This window comes from Methanofollis fontis (genome assembly GCF_004297185.1).
Lineage (GTDB): Archaea > Halobacteriota > Methanomicrobia > Methanomicrobiales > Methanofollaceae > Methanofollis > Methanofollis fontis.
In genome coordinates this window covers 98,892-113,686 of sequence record NZ_PGCL01000002.1, presented here as the reverse complement: position 1 = coordinate 113,686, position 14,795 = coordinate 98,892, and the positions used below count along the sequence as shown (strand labels likewise).

General features: G+C 58.3%; 20 protein-coding genes. 6 read left to right on the top strand and 14 right to left on the bottom strand.

Annotated features, from left to right (window positions below; all coding sequences use genetic code 11):
• Positions 1-56: 56 nt before the first annotated feature.
• The 12 genes from CUJ86_RS04260 to fdhD form a co-directional block, all read right to left on the bottom strand.
• Positions 57-440, bottom strand: coding sequence for a desulfoferrodoxin (locus CUJ86_RS04260; RefSeq protein WP_130646333.1), 384 nt, complete (start codon positions 438-440; stop codon positions 57-59).
• An 11-nt stretch (positions 441-451) separates the two neighbouring features.
• Positions 452-1,639 carry an FprA family A-type flavoprotein gene (locus CUJ86_RS04255; protein ID WP_130646332.1) on the bottom strand — a complete coding sequence of 396 codons (1,188 nt, stop codon included), beginning with the start codon at positions 1,637-1,639 and terminating at the stop codon, positions 452-454.
• 2 nt (positions 1,640-1,641) lie between these two features.
• Positions 1,642-1,803, bottom strand: coding sequence for a rubredoxin (locus CUJ86_RS04250; RefSeq protein WP_130646331.1), 162 nt, complete (start codon positions 1,801-1,803; stop codon positions 1,642-1,644).
• Positions 1,804-1,908: 105 nt separating this feature from the next.
• The gene (rd, locus tag CUJ86_RS04245; RefSeq protein WP_130646330.1) at positions 1,909-2,070 is read right to left on the bottom strand and encodes a rubredoxin; all 162 of its coding nucleotides are present in this window, start codon (positions 2,068-2,070) and stop codon (positions 1,909-1,911) included.
• A gap of 63 nt (positions 2,071-2,133) precedes the next feature.
• Positions 2,134-3,330 (bottom strand): SLC13 family permease, encoded by a 1,197-nt coding sequence (locus CUJ86_RS04240; protein WP_328590956.1) that lies wholly within the window; start codon positions 3,328-3,330, stop codon positions 2,134-2,136.
• An 88-nt stretch (positions 3,331-3,418) separates the two neighbouring features.
• Positions 3,419-3,907, bottom strand: a complete 489-nt coding sequence (locus CUJ86_RS04235; RefSeq protein ID WP_130646328.1) for a TspO/MBR family protein — start codon at positions 3,905-3,907, stop codon at positions 3,419-3,421.
• A gap of 39 nt (positions 3,908-3,946) precedes the next feature.
• On the bottom strand, positions 3,947-4,774 hold the full coding sequence (locus CUJ86_RS04230) for a sulfite exporter TauE/SafE family protein (protein ID WP_130646327.1): 828 nt from the start codon (positions 4,772-4,774) through the stop codon (positions 3,947-3,949).
• Positions 4,775-5,511: 737 nt separating this feature from the next.
• Positions 5,512-5,778, bottom strand: coding sequence for a ubiquitin-like small modifier protein 1 (locus CUJ86_RS04225; RefSeq protein WP_268878242.1), 267 nt, complete (start codon positions 5,776-5,778; stop codon positions 5,512-5,514).
• Between the two features lie 8 nt (positions 5,779-5,786).
• Positions 5,787-6,062 (bottom strand): DUF1894 domain-containing protein, encoded by a 276-nt coding sequence (locus tag CUJ86_RS04220; RefSeq protein ID WP_130646325.1) that lies wholly within the window; start codon positions 6,060-6,062, stop codon positions 5,787-5,789.
• Complete coding sequence (locus CUJ86_RS04215) at positions 6,050-6,517, bottom strand: DUF1890 domain-containing protein (protein WP_130646324.1); 468 nt, start codon at positions 6,515-6,517, stop codon at positions 6,050-6,052. Before CUJ86_RS04215 ends, CUJ86_RS04220 begins: the two co-directional genes overlap by 13 nt.
• A gap of 14 nt (positions 6,518-6,531) precedes the next feature.
• Positions 6,532-7,272 carry a HesA/MoeB/ThiF family protein gene (locus CUJ86_RS04210; RefSeq protein WP_130646323.1) on the bottom strand — a complete coding sequence of 247 codons (741 nt, stop codon included), beginning with the start codon at positions 7,270-7,272 and terminating at the stop codon, positions 6,532-6,534.
• On the bottom strand, positions 7,272-8,000 hold the full coding sequence (fdhD, locus tag CUJ86_RS04205) for a formate dehydrogenase accessory sulfurtransferase FdhD (protein WP_130646322.1): 729 nt from the start codon (positions 7,998-8,000) through the stop codon (positions 7,272-7,274). Before fdhD ends, CUJ86_RS04210 begins: the two co-directional genes overlap by 1 nt.
• 223 nt (positions 8,001-8,223) lie before the next feature.
• Here fdhD and CUJ86_RS12050 point away from each other — a divergent pair, with 223 nt between their 5' ends.
• From CUJ86_RS12050 to CUJ86_RS04175, 6 genes are all read left to right on the top strand, one after another.
• Positions 8,224-8,493, top strand: a complete 270-nt coding sequence (locus CUJ86_RS12050) for a hypothetical protein (protein ID WP_207231382.1) — start codon at positions 8,224-8,226, stop codon at positions 8,491-8,493.
• A gap of 87 nt (positions 8,494-8,580) precedes the next feature.
• Positions 8,581-9,729 carry an LL-diaminopimelate aminotransferase gene (locus tag CUJ86_RS04195; protein WP_130646321.1) on the top strand — a complete coding sequence of 383 codons (1,149 nt, stop codon included), beginning with the start codon at positions 8,581-8,583 and terminating at the stop codon, positions 9,727-9,729.
• A complete protein-coding gene (lysA, locus tag CUJ86_RS04190) occupies positions 9,726-11,024 on the top strand; it encodes a diaminopimelate decarboxylase (RefSeq protein ID WP_130646320.1) in 1,299 nt (432 codons plus the stop codon). The genes CUJ86_RS04195 and lysA overlap by 4 nt, the downstream gene beginning before the upstream one ends.
• A 1-nt stretch (position 11,025) precedes the next feature.
• Positions 11,026-12,330 (top strand): hypothetical protein, encoded by a 1,305-nt coding sequence (locus CUJ86_RS04185; protein ID WP_130646319.1) that lies wholly within the window; start codon positions 11,026-11,028, stop codon positions 12,328-12,330.
• Positions 12,331-12,508: 178 nt separating this feature from the next.
• The gene (gene radA, locus CUJ86_RS04180) at positions 12,509-13,489 is read left to right on the top strand and encodes a DNA repair and recombination protein RadA (RefSeq protein ID WP_130646318.1); all 981 of its coding nucleotides are present in this window, start codon (positions 12,509-12,511) and stop codon (positions 13,487-13,489) included.
• A gap of 13 nt (positions 13,490-13,502) precedes the next feature.
• A complete protein-coding gene (locus CUJ86_RS04175; protein WP_130646317.1) occupies positions 13,503-14,195 on the top strand; it encodes a phosphoglycolate phosphatase in 693 nt (230 codons plus the stop codon).
• A 27-nt stretch (positions 14,196-14,222) separates the two neighbouring features.
• Here the strand turns inward: CUJ86_RS04175 and CUJ86_RS04170 are convergent, their stop codons facing one another.
• Together CUJ86_RS04170 and CUJ86_RS04165 are read right to left on the bottom strand one after the other, a co-directional pair.
• Positions 14,223-14,474, bottom strand: coding sequence for a PRC-barrel domain-containing protein (locus CUJ86_RS04170; RefSeq protein ID WP_130646316.1), 252 nt, complete (start codon positions 14,472-14,474; stop codon positions 14,223-14,225).
• 79 nt (positions 14,475-14,553) lie between these two features.
• Positions 14,554-14,763: a histone family protein gene (locus CUJ86_RS04165; protein WP_130646315.1), complete on the bottom strand. Its 210-nt coding sequence runs from the start codon at positions 14,761-14,763 to the stop codon at positions 14,554-14,556.
• Positions 14,764-14,795 lie beyond the last annotated feature (32 nt).

Sequence of the window (14,795 nt, the reverse complement as noted above, 5' to 3'; positions counted from 1 at the left end):
TGTACGGGTGGACGGAGCATTAAAGATTCTCTGAACCAGAGATCTGGAAAAGAGGGTTATGGTTTGTTGGTCCAGAGACCATGGATATTGCAGTAGATCCGGGTCTTCGCACCGGTATCGCTCACCGGGAATTCGGCTTCCGGTGCCTCGCCGGGTTTCAACTTGTGGACATAGAGTTTTTTGCCCTTTCTGACCTCGACCCACTCGATGTGGTGCTTCTCCTCCATCGGGTGGGGTATAGACCCGATCTTTACCTTAATCCCGTCCTGCGTTGCCTCGAGCACAGGGACATGCTTCTCACCGACACCGCTCTCCTCCCACTGCTCCTTCATCTGGATCATGGGCACGCCGCAACAGACCAGTTCACCATCCCCTGCATGGGCGATCTTGACGACATTGCCGCAGGTTTCGCATTTGTAGACGTCTAAGAGTTTCGTCACCTCGATTCCTCCTATGGACGAGTGATGACACCCTCATGCTTCTTAACGATTGTGTCTGCAAGGTTCCTGAGCGCCGTCAGATCCTCACTCTTCGGATACCCCCTGATGTAGACCGGATCGATCAACTCGGCGCCGATATGAGAGAGGGTATCGGTCAGGTTCTGGACCGTCTTCCCCCCCCAGCCATAGGATCCGATGATCGAGACATACCGCGTCTTTGGCCTGAGTGCTGAGAGCACATATGCGGCATGGAAGGCGGCAGGATGCGGACCGAAAAGCACGGTCGGCGCCGCGATGACAATCGTGGCGGCATCGACGGCCGTCATGGCGATCTCACCGAGATCGGAAGAGGTCAGGTCAAAGGGGCGGACCTCCACCCCTCCCTCGATCAGGGCATCGGTAAAGACCGAAACCATCTTCCTGGTGCTCCCATGCATCGAGACATACGGGAGGAGCACCAGATTTTTCACCCGGTCTGAGGACCATTCCGCATAGGCGTCCATGATGAGCGAGGGGTCGTCGTAGAACGGTCCATGACTCGGGGCGATGACCCGCACGTCTCTGTCGGCGATTTTTTCCATCGCCCCCCGCACGCTGGCGGCAAACGGCATCATGATCTCGGCATAATACCGTTTCGCCGGACCGATCACATCGGTGAAGTCCCGCACAAAAAGTTCGCTCGTTGCCAGATGCGACCCGAAGAGATCACACGAGAAGAGAACACCCTGCTCCCGTTCGAAGGTGATCATCGTCTCGGGCCAGTGCACCCACGGCGTGATCATGAACTCAAGGGTTTTTCCACCAAGATCGAGCGTTTCACCGTCTTTTACGGTCTTGATACGGTGTTCAGGGACCTGAAGGAGATGGACAAGCAGATCTTTGCACTTTTCGTTGGTGACCGCAGTCGCTCCCGGGAACATCTCGAGAAGGAGCGGAAGGGTTCCTGAATGGTCCTGTTCTGCATGATTAATGACGATGTAATCGAGGGAAGAGATGCCGATCCGCATCAGATTTTTCAGCAGGTCCTCCTCAAACCGCGGTTCGACAGTATCGATGAGTGCGGTCTTTTCCTGACCGATCACCAGGAAGGCATTGTAACTGGTCCCCTGCGGGGTACCGATCAGGGCATCGAAGAGACGGAGCTCCCAGTCGACAGCACCGACAGAGTAGATGTCCGGGGCAATAGTTCTGACCGCCATCGTCATGCCACCGCTCTGAATTTATCCCTGGACGCTCCGCAGACCGGGCATGTCCAGTCGTCCGGGATATCCGCAAAATCGGTTTCGGGCGGGATGTTCTGTTTTGGCTCCCCCTTTGCCGGGTCATACACATGGCCGCAGATCATACACCTGTATTTCTCCATGATATCAGCTCCTCACTCGTATGGATCCACTAATAATGCTTCGCTTAAACGACATTCTGTCCAAACAGAAAAAGAAGCGCTCCTTTCGGAGCACAACCTCGATGCCTACTGCATCTTTGCAAAATTGCTTTTCGCCGCCCCGCAGACCGGACAGACCCAGGTCTCAGGAAGGTCGTCAAATGCCGTCCCCGGCGAGATGCCGCCGTCCGGGTCTCCCTTCTCGGGGTCATAGATATATCCGCATACCATGCACTGATACCGTTCCATGGTTCACCAGAACTCATCTGGCCCCTTATACAATATAATTTTACCGAATGCGGCCCTGGGAAATCAGATCAGGGTCAGCCATGCGTAATAGACGGCCGCCTGCAGAATTGTCAACGGAAAACCGACGATAAAAAATTCCAGATATCCGGGAGCCTTGCCCCGCCGCTCGGCCTCACCGCAGATGATCACGTTGCTCGCCGCCCCGATGACGGTGAGATTCCCTGCAATTGTGCTGCCTGCTGCAAGTGCGCACATCTCTCTGACGCCCCCTCCGCTGCCGAGAAGCGGGGGGAGGACGAGGGCGACGCAGGGAACATTGGAGATGAACTGGCTGGCAATGATACTCCCCCCGATGATCACCGGAATCGTCGGGACACCGGTCCCACACCATTCGAGCAGAACCGGGACCGCACCACTCTGCATGACGCCGGCCATCACAACAAACATGGCGGCAAAAAAGATGAGCGTCGCCCAGTCGACCCCACGGATCAGATCGCCTCTCCCTGGCCCAATGAGAAGGGGAATGGCCCCTGCAACGGCGATTGCCACGACAGGGATCTCAGGGCCGCCGATAATGCCGGCGATGATGCGGACGGCGATCAGTACCAGGATGGAGGCGAGTGCCACAGCAGGCAGAACACCACTGGAGGGCTCGTCCGGTGTCTCGGGTCGTGCTGCTGCCACCGGGATCTTCCGGTGAAATGCAGCACGATCAGAGAAGAAAATGGCAGCACAGACAAGGAGGAGTGCAATGATCGTCGGCACACAGAGCATGGCGAAAAATTCGACAAAGGGTTGATCCATTCCTCCCTGCGTGGCAATCAGGAGGTTCTGCGGATTTCCTACCGGACTGGTGACACTCCCTGTGGTCACCGCAAAGGCAAGGGCAAACAGCAGTGTTTGTGGACGTATACCCGTTCGTGCAGCCCACCCGAGTACCAGAGGAGTCCCGATAACCGCAAGGGTGTCGTTCATCAGGAGTGCCGAACCGGCGCCCGCACCCATGACCAGCAGCACGATGAAGACGGCACCGCTCCGGACTCTTCCGAACACCCGTTCGCTCCAGCTCACCAGGAGACCGCTTCTGTGGAGGCCGCCGCCCACAATGAACATACAGAAGAGGAAGAGCATGATCCCGGGATCAATCGCCCTGAGGGCGTCCAGCGGGCCCACCGATCCGGTGAAAAGCATTGCAATCGCTCCGAGGAGCATAATCTGCCAGATGGCAATGCGAAATCCCACCGCCTGTCTGAGAGCGATAAGGACGACAACGGCACAGACGATGAGGAGGGGGATGTACGTGGATGAATGTCCACGTCCCGGTATATCGATCTTTCCGTATGGTGCATCAGGGGTTGAGGACCCAGATCGTCCAGTTCAGGTATGCCGCAAAACTCACCCAGAGAATATAGGGGACGAGCAGATAGGCGGCGGGGCGGGAGACCCGGTAGCCCAGCCAGATCGTTGCGGCAATCGCCACCCAGAGAATGACGATCTCGATCAGAGCAAGAAACGGCGAGCGCAGACCGAAGAAAAGGATGGACCAGAGAGTGTTGAGCACCAGCTGGACCGCAAAGGCGACGATTGCGATCCTGACCGCCGGTCTTTCCAGCCCTTCACGCCAGAACAGGTAGAGGGAGATACCCATCAGGATGAAAAGGATGGTCCATACGGGTGCAAACACCCATGAAGGCGGGTTCAAAGAGGATTTTTCAAGACCCGCATACCAGACCGGGATATTCGGCGCGGTAAACAATGAACCGATGATCCCGGCCAGATTTGTGATGATGATGGCGGCAACCAGCATGGCCGCATGGCGAAGGGTGGTGGCGTTCATGGGCATGGCATTCTCCCCTTCCCCCGATAAAGCATCCCTTCAGGGTGTGATGCCGGCCCATGAGAATACACCAATCATACGCAGTCCAATATACCCTGTCAGGAGCAGAAAACCGATCCTGAGGACGCGGGACGGGATGCGATGGGCGATGACGGAACCCGCCTGCGCCGCCGGTATCGATGTCGCCGCGATAATGAACGCCTGTAATGGGTCAATATAACCAATCGTCCATTCGGGGAGACCGGGAATGCCAAGACCGCCGATCAGGTAGGTGAGCACGCCGCCGGTGGCAGCACAGATCATCACGACAGTCGAGGTGGCGACCGCACGGTGCATTTCAAACCTGAACACAGAGGTGAGGACAGGTATCAGGAGTACGCCTCCCCCGATGCCTGCAAGTCCGGAGACCACCCCGACCGGCACTCCCCATATGAGATAGCGGCGATCAGGGATCTTCGGAACATCCCAGCGTTCAGAACCGCGGGTGGCGATCGTCCTGATGCCCGCCGCCAGCACGATCAGACCGAAGAAGATCTCGACCGGTTCTGCAGGGAGGTGCGTTGCAAGCAGACCCCCTGCCACGGCACCGAATGCTCCGGATACACCAAGAAGAAACCCAGCTCTCCATACGACCGCACCCTTCCGGTGGTGCCCGATCGCCCCGCTTGCCGCAGTCGGAATGATCACCGCAAGACTGGTGCCGAGGGCAAGTCTGAGTGCAAGGTCCTCGGGCAGTCCTGTTGATGAATAGAGCCATAACTGGATGGGCACCATCAGAAAACCGCCGCCGACACCGAGCATACCCGAGAGTGTCCCGACGAGCAGACCGGTGAGAACAAGGACAATGAGGTATCCGGTGCCGATCATGAATTTCCTGAGAACAATCGCATCATGATACAATAACCTGTCCGGTGACGGTCCAGGCAGATACTGTGTGTTGTGCGCTGTCAATCATTCCCTCAGGGGCACGGGATCTTCACCGCACCGGCGGACCAGAAGGATATGCGGCCGGGAGAGATCCATAATCGACAAATTATATCATATATTGTTATTTAATATATATAACTTTAGGTTGGCCCATCATCGGGGTATTCACCCTCCTTCTGGACGAAGAAGAGATATGAGAGTCCATCTGAACAGATAAACCCATATCGGATTGCCGCTGCAATGTGCACATCTACTAAATTAGAAGTATTTTTTGATCCTGCCACCATATCGAGAGTTCGGGCATGCGAAACATTTATATGCTGACATTGTAATAGAGAGCATTGCCCCTGAGAGGGAGATGAATTGTGAACGTGGGGGGACACAATTCACGCATGCTATGACGGGGCACCTACTGGTAAAACAGGTACGAAAGGAAGTACAGGCCTGCCGGCCTCACCGGTTGTCCCCACCGGGACAGAAGGTGAGACGGTACCACATGCTGGTTGCCGGAGTTCATCACGGCATTGTCCGCGAGGACATGCGGATAACAGTGGATGGGGATCTTTTCAGGCAGCCCCGATCTGCTGGCAGGAAGGAGGCGGTCCATTCTGGGGGGGCATGGACGCCGTTCCTTTCCCTGCCTCTGACAGGCCACACCTGACTTCATTTTTTTATATTCATCCTCCACCGACAGGTGGGAAGAGGGCGACGACATCATTGTTTCTCAGAAGCGTGCCGAGTCCTTCTTCAAAATGAATGTTTCTTCCGTTCCTGAGAATGTTTACATGATCTCTCAACACACCGGGTGCAGAAAACAGTGCATCAGTGAGGCCCGCATGTGCAACGGTCAGCATAACAACCAGATCGCCGACCGTGGAACCGTCCGGCAGGTCCACGTCCTGTTCCACACTGAGGACCTTCCTGAACGTGGCAAACGCCCGCACCTTCACTCTCACTTCTTCATCCTCTTCAACCGCTCGATCTCCTCTTTCCCCTCGACCCTGAGAACGAACGTGCCGTGACAGGGTTTTGTATAGGGAAAGATCACATGATCGCCGTCAACACCGATGGGGATGGGCGGTACACCGATCAGCGCCAGATCGAAGATACGGTAACCCGGCATCACATCATAATTCTCGGGGTAATTTTTCCGAATATATTCCCTGTACTCCCTGAAACTACAGTGTCTCAGGAGAACCTCGTACTTCAGGGACTCTACACATCCCATGTCATCACCTTTGCAATCGCCGCCCTGAGCGGACCGGGTTTATGAACCGTTGCCACCACAACCTTTTCACACGGGAAATCAATCAGATCGGCAAGACTGTCCGCATCCCTGCCAAACACCACTGCAACGACCCTGCCCTGTGAGATGGCGCTGAGGGTTCCCGCGTAACTGACTCCGCTCTCAATATGGATCAGGACAAATGAGACCACATAGTCTGCCTCGCCCGTCGCCATCGACTCGATGCACGCATCGAGATCTATCATCCCGCTACAGTAGTGCCGATCAGGATCCGCCATCTCCACGAGCTTGCGGGACGAGGGGTTGCCGGTGATCACCGGATCCAGGCCCATGCTCCGAAGACCATGCGCAAGATGGAGGGCAAGACTCACCTGTGCCGGCGCCTCGGGACAACCGAGAAGGATCAGCCCTTTTTGCCCGGTATTTGTATCTGTCATAGAATTCTGTGTATTCATAACTCCTCCATGGGCGGTCTCATAATGCCGCCACAGTCCGGACACTCAGCCTCACGTTCGACTGGCATTTCATCAGCCCTACCGTTTTTTCCATCAATGAGGAGAACTCTGCCTTCAAGGGGCTTTCCTTCTCCGGTTATCAACTTTATCGCTTCCATCGCCTGAATGGAACCGACAATCCCGCACGTGGGGCCAATGACGTCTGTCTTCTCCGGTGCGGGAGGAACGGGCAGAATGCATCGGAGACAGGGGGTCACACCAGGCCGGATCACCGTCACCTGCCCATAATAACCCTTCACCGCCCCGTGAATCAGGGGGATTCCGGCCGCAAGGGCCGCCGTGTTGAGGATATACCGCGACTCGTAGGAATCCATGGCATCGATGATCAGATCGGCACCGCGCACAACCGTCCCCACACTCTCCGGGTCGATCCGGAGTCTGAGGGGTTCGATCTCGACGTCATCGTTCAATGCCCCGATGCGGGCGGCCGCAGAGACCACCTTCGGTCTGCCGATTGCATCCCCGGTATGGAGGATCTGCCGGTTCAGGTTACTCTCTTCGACGGCATCATGATCGACAATCCGAATCCTTCCCACACCTGCAGCGGCACAGTAGAGCGCTGCCGGACTTCCAAGCCCTCCAGCGCCGGCGATCAGGACGGTGGCAGCCTGAAGGAGTTCCTGACCACCCTCGCCGACGGTCTCTTTCTGCCTGATGTAACGGTCGGACGACAGCATCACCGTCCCACTCCGTCTACCCGCTCCGGGTGTGTGTATATCGTGAAGCGGTCACCACGGGAGAAGCATATCAGCGTGATCCCGGACCCGGACGCCGTCCTGATCCCCCCATCGGTCGAGGCGGCCCTGGAGATGATGATCGGAATCCCGGCCCGTGCAGCCTTGGACACCATACCCGAGGGCTGGCGGCCCGTGCATCCGATCACGCACCGCGAGCGGTCAAGCCCGGATAGCACGGCATGACCGATCACCTTGTCCACGGTGTTGTGCCGTCCCACGTCACATGCCTTGGCGCAGAGTTCGCCGTCGCAGAACAGAACCGAGCAGTGGAGACCCCCGGTGCGGCGCCAGTCCTCGGACTCGATGGCCGCGGTCATCCGATAGACATCCTCGATGCCGATCGTGAGGTCGGTCGCAATCACCGGCAGCTCCCCGACAAATGCGGTTCCCCCTGAAGTTTCCAGCACCCGTTCTCCGCCCGGACGGACGGGCGCGGTGACCCGGATCTGCGCGCCCTCCACAACGACACCGCTGATCTGATCGCAGAGCCCCTCGGCGATCACAAAACCTGCACCGAGTTCCCGGATCTGCTCGTCTGAAGCGACGATGCCGGTTACTTTTTCATCGTTCAGGAAGAGATCAAACCTGCTCTCGATGCAGATATCATCTGTCACCTTCCTGATCTCTCCATTTCTCACCTGTATTCCGGTATAGCTGTAGAGATCCATTCTCCCTCCCGATCTGCCCGAACGCCCCGCGGCAATTGACACGTTCCCAATGGTTATATGATTTCGGATTAACAATTGTTAATCGGAACTCTCCCGATTTATGGATTGTGATTGCATGAAACTTCCCTGTGAGACTGGTGTATGGCTCATTCTTCCCTGTATCCGCGCATCCCTTGTGCAGGAGTTGATAATAAAAGGACTTTCTCAGAAGAAAGTGGCATCCATGCTGGACATTACCCCCGCCTCGGTATCCCAGTACGCATCGAAGAAGCGAGGATGCACAATAGAACTCGGAGACCCGGCGATCCTGTCGATCCAGGAGCTTGCTGACGACATGGTGTCGGGCACTGTCGGGAATATGGGCCTGCGGATGTGTGATATCTGCATGCAGGTACGTTCGCAGGGGGCCCTGGACGGTCTTGACGAGGGACCGTGCGCTCGCGATCTGATCTGCAACCTCGCCGCTCAGACCGATCAGAACAAAAACCCCTGATCACAATTCTGCACTGCTGCACCCTGCCACCCCCCTGTTCCCGGGCGGTGCGAACTTAATTATTCTTATCCAGCAATAGATCAGACGATGTATTCGCAGAGGCTGGAGAACCTGCCACCCTATCTTTTTGCCCGGATAGATGCCCTGAAGGCCCAGAAGAGAAAGGAAGGTGTTGATGTCATCGACCTCGGTGTCGGCGACCCTGATCTTCCGACACCCGGTCACATCGTCGATGCGATGGTCAATGCGGTGAAAGATCCGAAAAACCATCATTATCCGGCGTACGAAGGAATGGCCGCGTACCGCGAAGCGGTTGCCGGATGGTACAACACCAGGTTTTCGGTCTCGCTCGATCCCGCAGAGGAAGTCGTCGCCCTGATGGGGTCCAAAGACGGGATTGCCCATATCCCCGAGGCCTTCGTGAACCCCGGCGAGTATGTGCTCGTTCCCGACCCCGGGTATCCGGTCTACAGCACCTCGACCCTCTTTGCCGAGGGACGGGTCCATCTCATGCCACTCCTTGAAGAGAATAATTTCCTCCCGCTTCTCGAGGATATTCCCGGCGATGTTCTCGAGCGGGCAAAGCTCCTCTTTTTCAACTATCCGAACAACCCGACGGCGGCGACGGCACCGATGTCCTTTTTTGATGAGGTCGTTGCCTTCGCCCGGGAGCACGATATCGTCGTCGTCCACGACAACGCCTACTCAGAGATCACCTTCGACGGTTACCGGGCGCCCTCCTTCCTGGAGGCGGACGGTGCACGGGAGGTGGGTGTGGAGATGCACTCCCTCTCCAAGACCTACAACATGACCGGATGGCGGATCGGTATGGCCGTCGGCAACAAGGAAGTGCTCTCGGGCCTCGGTCGGGTGAAGTCCAATGTCGATTCCGGGGTCTTCGATGCAGTCCAGCATGCAGCGATCACCGCTCTTTCCGGGCCGCAGCAGTGCATCGCTGATGCCTGCACTGTCTACCAGGAGCGGCGGGACGCTCTGGTCCGGGGTCTCAGTGATCTCGGCTACGATGTGCAGGCACCGAAGGCGACCTTCTATGTCTGGATGCCGGTGGACGACTGTATGGCAACCGCCGCCCGGTTCCTCGATGAAGCGGGCGTCGTCGTCACACCGGGCGTCGGTTTCGGTGAGAGCGGAGCGGGCTATGTGCGGTTCGCCATCACCCGCTCGGTGGAGCGTATCCAGGAGGCCGTGGAGCGTATCGGGAGGATCGGAGCATGAAGATGCCCCAGCACCTCTCGGTGGAAGAGGGACACCTGAACATCGGCGGGATCGACACCACAGCGCTTGCCGGAGCCTATGGCACTCCCCTGTATGTCACCGATCTTGACAGGATCACCGGGAACTACCGTCGCTTTCGCGATTGCCTCTCCGAACGCTACCCACAGGTGCAGGTGCTCTTCGCCGCGAAAGCAAACGGGAACCTCGCCGTGATGCAGGCGCTCGCTCGGGAGGGAGCAGGTGCGGACGTGTTCTCATCCGGAGAACTCGATCTCGCACTCCGGGCCGGCATGAAACCTGAACTCCTCCTCTTCAACGGTTCGTCAAAGAGCCGGTCAGATCTCGCCCGGGCAGTCGAAGCCGGTGTTCGAGTCTCCGTGGACTCGCTCGACGAGCTGACGCAGCTCGACGCCGCCGCGGCCGAGGCCGGAAAGACGGCAGAGATCGCCTTCAGGGTGAATCCTGCCCTGGAAGTGCCGACGCATCCGAAGATCGCCACCGGTCTTCGGACGAGCAAATTCGGCATCCCTGCCGAAGAGATCAGTGCGGCATATGCGGAGGCGCTTGCATGCGAGCATATCGAACCGGTCGGCATCCACTGCCACATCGGATCACAGATCCTGGAGGTCGAACCCTTTGCGCGGGCGGCGGGCGTGATGGTGGACGTGGCGCGCGAGGTCACCGATATCGGTGTCAGACTCCGGTTTGTGGACGTCGGCGGGGGTCTCGGGATCCCCTACCATCATGACACCGATCCCGCTCCCACGCCTGAGGAGTATGCGGCTGCCGTCATGCCGGTGTTCCTGGACGGGATCGCGGAATGCGGGATCGACCCCGCATTCTGGGTGGAACCGGGCCGCTGGCTTGTCGGCGACTCATCAGTCCTGCTCGTGGGCGTGAACTCGGTGAAGAGGGCCCACCGGACCTTCGTCAATGTGGACGCCGGATTCAACCTCCTCGCCCGTCCGACCATGTATGACGCCTACCATGAGGTGATCGTGGCAAACCGGGCGGCAGAACCGGCAGACGGCACCTATACGGTCGCAGGCCCGATCTGCGAGACCGGAGATCTGCTCGCCCAGGACCGCCCCCTCCCCGCCCCACGTGCCGGGGATCTCATCGCCGTCCTGGATGCCGGGGCCTATGGCTTCTCGATGTCCTCCCAGTACAACTCCCGTCCGAGGTGTGCAGAGGTTGCGGTGAGCGGCGGACGCCATGCCCTGATGCGCCGGGCCGAATCCCTTGACGACATCACCGCCACCATGACCGATCCGGCCCCCCTCTGGAAGAGATGATGTGAATTTTCATTACGCCCTCGTCGACGATCTGATCAGCCGGGAAGAGTTTGAAAAGCGGGTATTCACCCGGATTGAAGAATCCGGCGGCCTTCTGGACGAAGATGCCGCCGCCCTCCTGGTCGTCGCCGACTGCGGGCGGCGTCACCTCCGGATCCGCGATATAAAACCCGGCCCGACACTCTTTTCTTTTTTCGGTAAAGTGCTCTCGGCCGGCGAACCCGAAACGTTTACGCGTTCTGACGGCGAAGAGGGATTCAGGGCCTCCATTCTTCTTGGTGACGCCACCGGCAGGGTTGAGGTGCTGCTCTGGGACGAAAAGGCCGGAGCAGCGGGTGAGATTGAATGCGGGGAGGTGCTGGAGGTGATCGGCAGACTCTCGGCACGGGGCGGCAGGAGCGTTACGGCGCTTGCCCTGCGAAAGTCGCATGTGATCATCGACTGTCCGCTCCAGACAGATCTGCGGTGCGCCGATCCCACAGGCAGCGGCGATCTCGTCGTTCGTATCATCCTGATCGGCGAGCAGAAGACCTTCTCGCGACGGGACGGGAGGGAAGGGGCGATGGTGCCGCTGCTCATCGGTGACGCCAGCGGTACGGCGCGGCTTGTCTGCTGGGAACCGACGGTTCTGGATGGCTGCAAGGCAGGAGAGAGCGTGCGTATCAGCGGGGTCCGTTCATCGTTCCGGGGTGACGAGGTGGAGTTTTCCCTGAACGATCGCGGGCGTATCTCACCTGCAGAGGATGAGGTGTCCGTTCCGATCACCCCACTTGCGGAGGTGCAGACCGGCGCATACGTCTCGGTCTCCGGGACGGTCACCGCCGTCATGCCCCCGCGGTCGTTCACCACCCGCAACGGGCGGGAGTCCCGGGTCAGGAACATCGACCTTGCGGACGACTCCGGCACGGTCCGTCTGGCCCTCTGGGGGGACCACGCCCTCTCGGCGCTTTTGCCGGGCGATGCGATCACCGTCTGGCATGCCCGGGGGCGAGAGGGACGGGACAGGACCCTTGAGATCTCCGTCGGACAGGGGAGTCATATTCATCTGCCGGCGGCGGAATGGGGAGAGATATCCTTCGAGGGCACCGTCGTCCCCTCCTGCTATGGACCGACGATCGACAACGGCACCGAGGCATATCTCATCGGCGGCGATCTCCTGCCCGGTCTGGAAGTGCGGGCTGAAGGCACGGTGCACGGAAGGGTGATCACGCCGCATTCGGTTGAACGTGTCGCCCTCTCAATTCAGTCTCTCGAACGGCGTTTTGAAGGCGTGATGGCACGTTTGAGGGCGGATCCGGATGCATGATACAGGATGGGGGCGGGCCCGGGATACACTTTCACACCGCACACGGCCGCGACGTATATGCAGGATACGTAAATGATATGTGTGCCCGCATGCCACGCTTCAGTCGTCGCGCATCGGGCTTCCCGCACCTTCTTCTGCTGGTGTGTGACCAATCAATACAGACGGAGTGAGATATACCATGTCACAGGGTTCTCTGGATCTTGAAGACCTCCCCGGCGTCGGACCGACCACCGCGGACAAACTGCGGGAGGCCGGATACGCCACGGTGGAGAGCATCGCAACCGCATCGCCCGCCGACCTCGCCGAGGCGGCGGAGATCGGTGAATCAACCGCAAAGAAGATGATCAAGGGGGCACGGGAAATCGCCGATATCGGGGGTTTCAAGACCGGCATTGCCGTCCTCGAGGACCGTAAAGAGGTCAAAAAACTCCAGACCTTCGTCCCGGAGTTCGACACCCTCCTCGGTGGCGGTATGGAGACCAAGTCGATCATCGAGGTCTATGGCGAGTTCGGTTCCGGGAAAAGTCAGATCGCCCACCAGATGGCGGTCAATTCCCAGATCCCGGAGGAGTTCGGCGGCCTCGGCGGTTCGTGCATCTATATCGATACCGAGAACACCTTCCGTCCGGAGCGCATCGAGCAGATGGTCGACGGTCTGGAGGTCCCCGGGTATGAGGTGCCGCCGTTCACCGAATTCCTCGAGCGTATCCATGTGGCGAAGGGATACACCTCAGACCACCAGATGCTCCTCGTCGACAGCGCCCGCGACCTCTGCAATGAACTGAAGGAGAGCGAATATCCGGTCAGACTGATCATCGTCGATTCACTGACCGCCCACTTCAGGGCAGAATACGCGGGACGGGGCACCCTCTCGGTGCGGCAGCAGAAGTTGAACCGGCACATGTACGACCTTGCAAAACTGGCCGAAGAGTACAATGCCGTCACCCTTGTCACCAACCAGGTCCAGTCCAACCCCGGCGTCTTCTTTGGCGACCCCACAAAACCGATCGGCGGCAACATCGTCGGTCACGCCGCAAAGTTCAGGCTCTACCTCCGCAAGAGCAAGGGCGGGCGCAGGATTGCAAAACTCGTGGACAGTCCGAATCTACCTGACGGCGAGGCGGCGTTTGTCGTCGAGATGACCGGGCTCAAACCCTGAGGTGGTCGTTGTCGTGCTGAAGGCGGTTATAACTGATATCGACGGTACACTCACCGACCGGCGGCGGCGTCTCTCCACCGAGGCGATCAGGACGATCAGGAGTCTTGTGGACGCCGGCATAACGGTGGTTGTTGCCAGCGGGAATACGGTCTGCTCCCTTGACATGCTCTGCAAGATGATCGGGACCGACGGCAGCATTATCGGCGAAAACGGCGGCCTTTACCGTTTCCGTTATGATGGGCAGATCCATGTCACCGGTCGCCAGTCTGTCTGCTGGGATGCGTATCACCGGATTGAGGAGCACTTCATCGCGCAGGGAGAGGTGCTGACACTCTACTCCCCCGAATACCGGTTCGCCGACGTTGCATTCGCGCGGACCGTCGATCCGGTCGAGGCGGCGGGGGTGATCGAGGGGATGCCGGTCCGGGTGATCGATACCGGGTTTGCGATCCACCTCCAGTACGAAGGAATATCAAAGGGTTCGGCCCTCGGCGACCTCGCCCTTCTCATGGGGCTGGAACCCTCGGATTTTCTTGCAATCGGAGATTCCGAGAATGACACCGATATGATCCGCCGCGCCGGTGTCGGTGCCGCCGTTGGCAATGCAACCGACGATCTGAGAAAAGCCGCCGATTACGTCTCTAAAAAGAAATATGGGGACGGTTTCGTCGAAATTATTGAGAAATACCGCCCGGAAATAGTCTGAAATAGGGCGATATCCTTTTCAGCGCCCCTATTTTTTTGAGAGATAACGGTCGACAACGATATAGTCACGGGCGTCCTTGACCGCCTCGAAGGGTATGAGCATCTGCTCTCCGTCCATCCGGTATCCAGAAGTGTCGAATGAGGTCTCCGGTTTGACGATGAGATCGATCACCTCGCCGGTGTCAAGATCGACCATCAGGTTCTTGATCTGTCCAATCACCATGCCGTCATTGCTCATGACGCGCTTGCGGGCGAGAGTGCGGGAAAAAATCTTGCTCATGGAAACTGGGTGCGCTTCCTCGCTATATAAAATTGTTGAAAAGAGGGATAATTCCATATCCCATTGAATTTCAGGGAGTTTATTTGAGGATCTCTGCTGCCATCTTGATGTCGACGGACTTGACGGTCTTGCGGCCGGCATGACGGGTGAGCTTGATCGCCTCTTTTGCCATCGCCGTCCCAAACTCTTCCATCAGCACTGCCAGCGCTTCGCTACCGTCGGCACTGACCCGCTCGGCGCCGGCGTTCTTGATGATTCTCCCCACAGGTGCAATCGGTAGTTCGCCCATAATATATCACCTCTCTTCCCAATCCTGCCTCA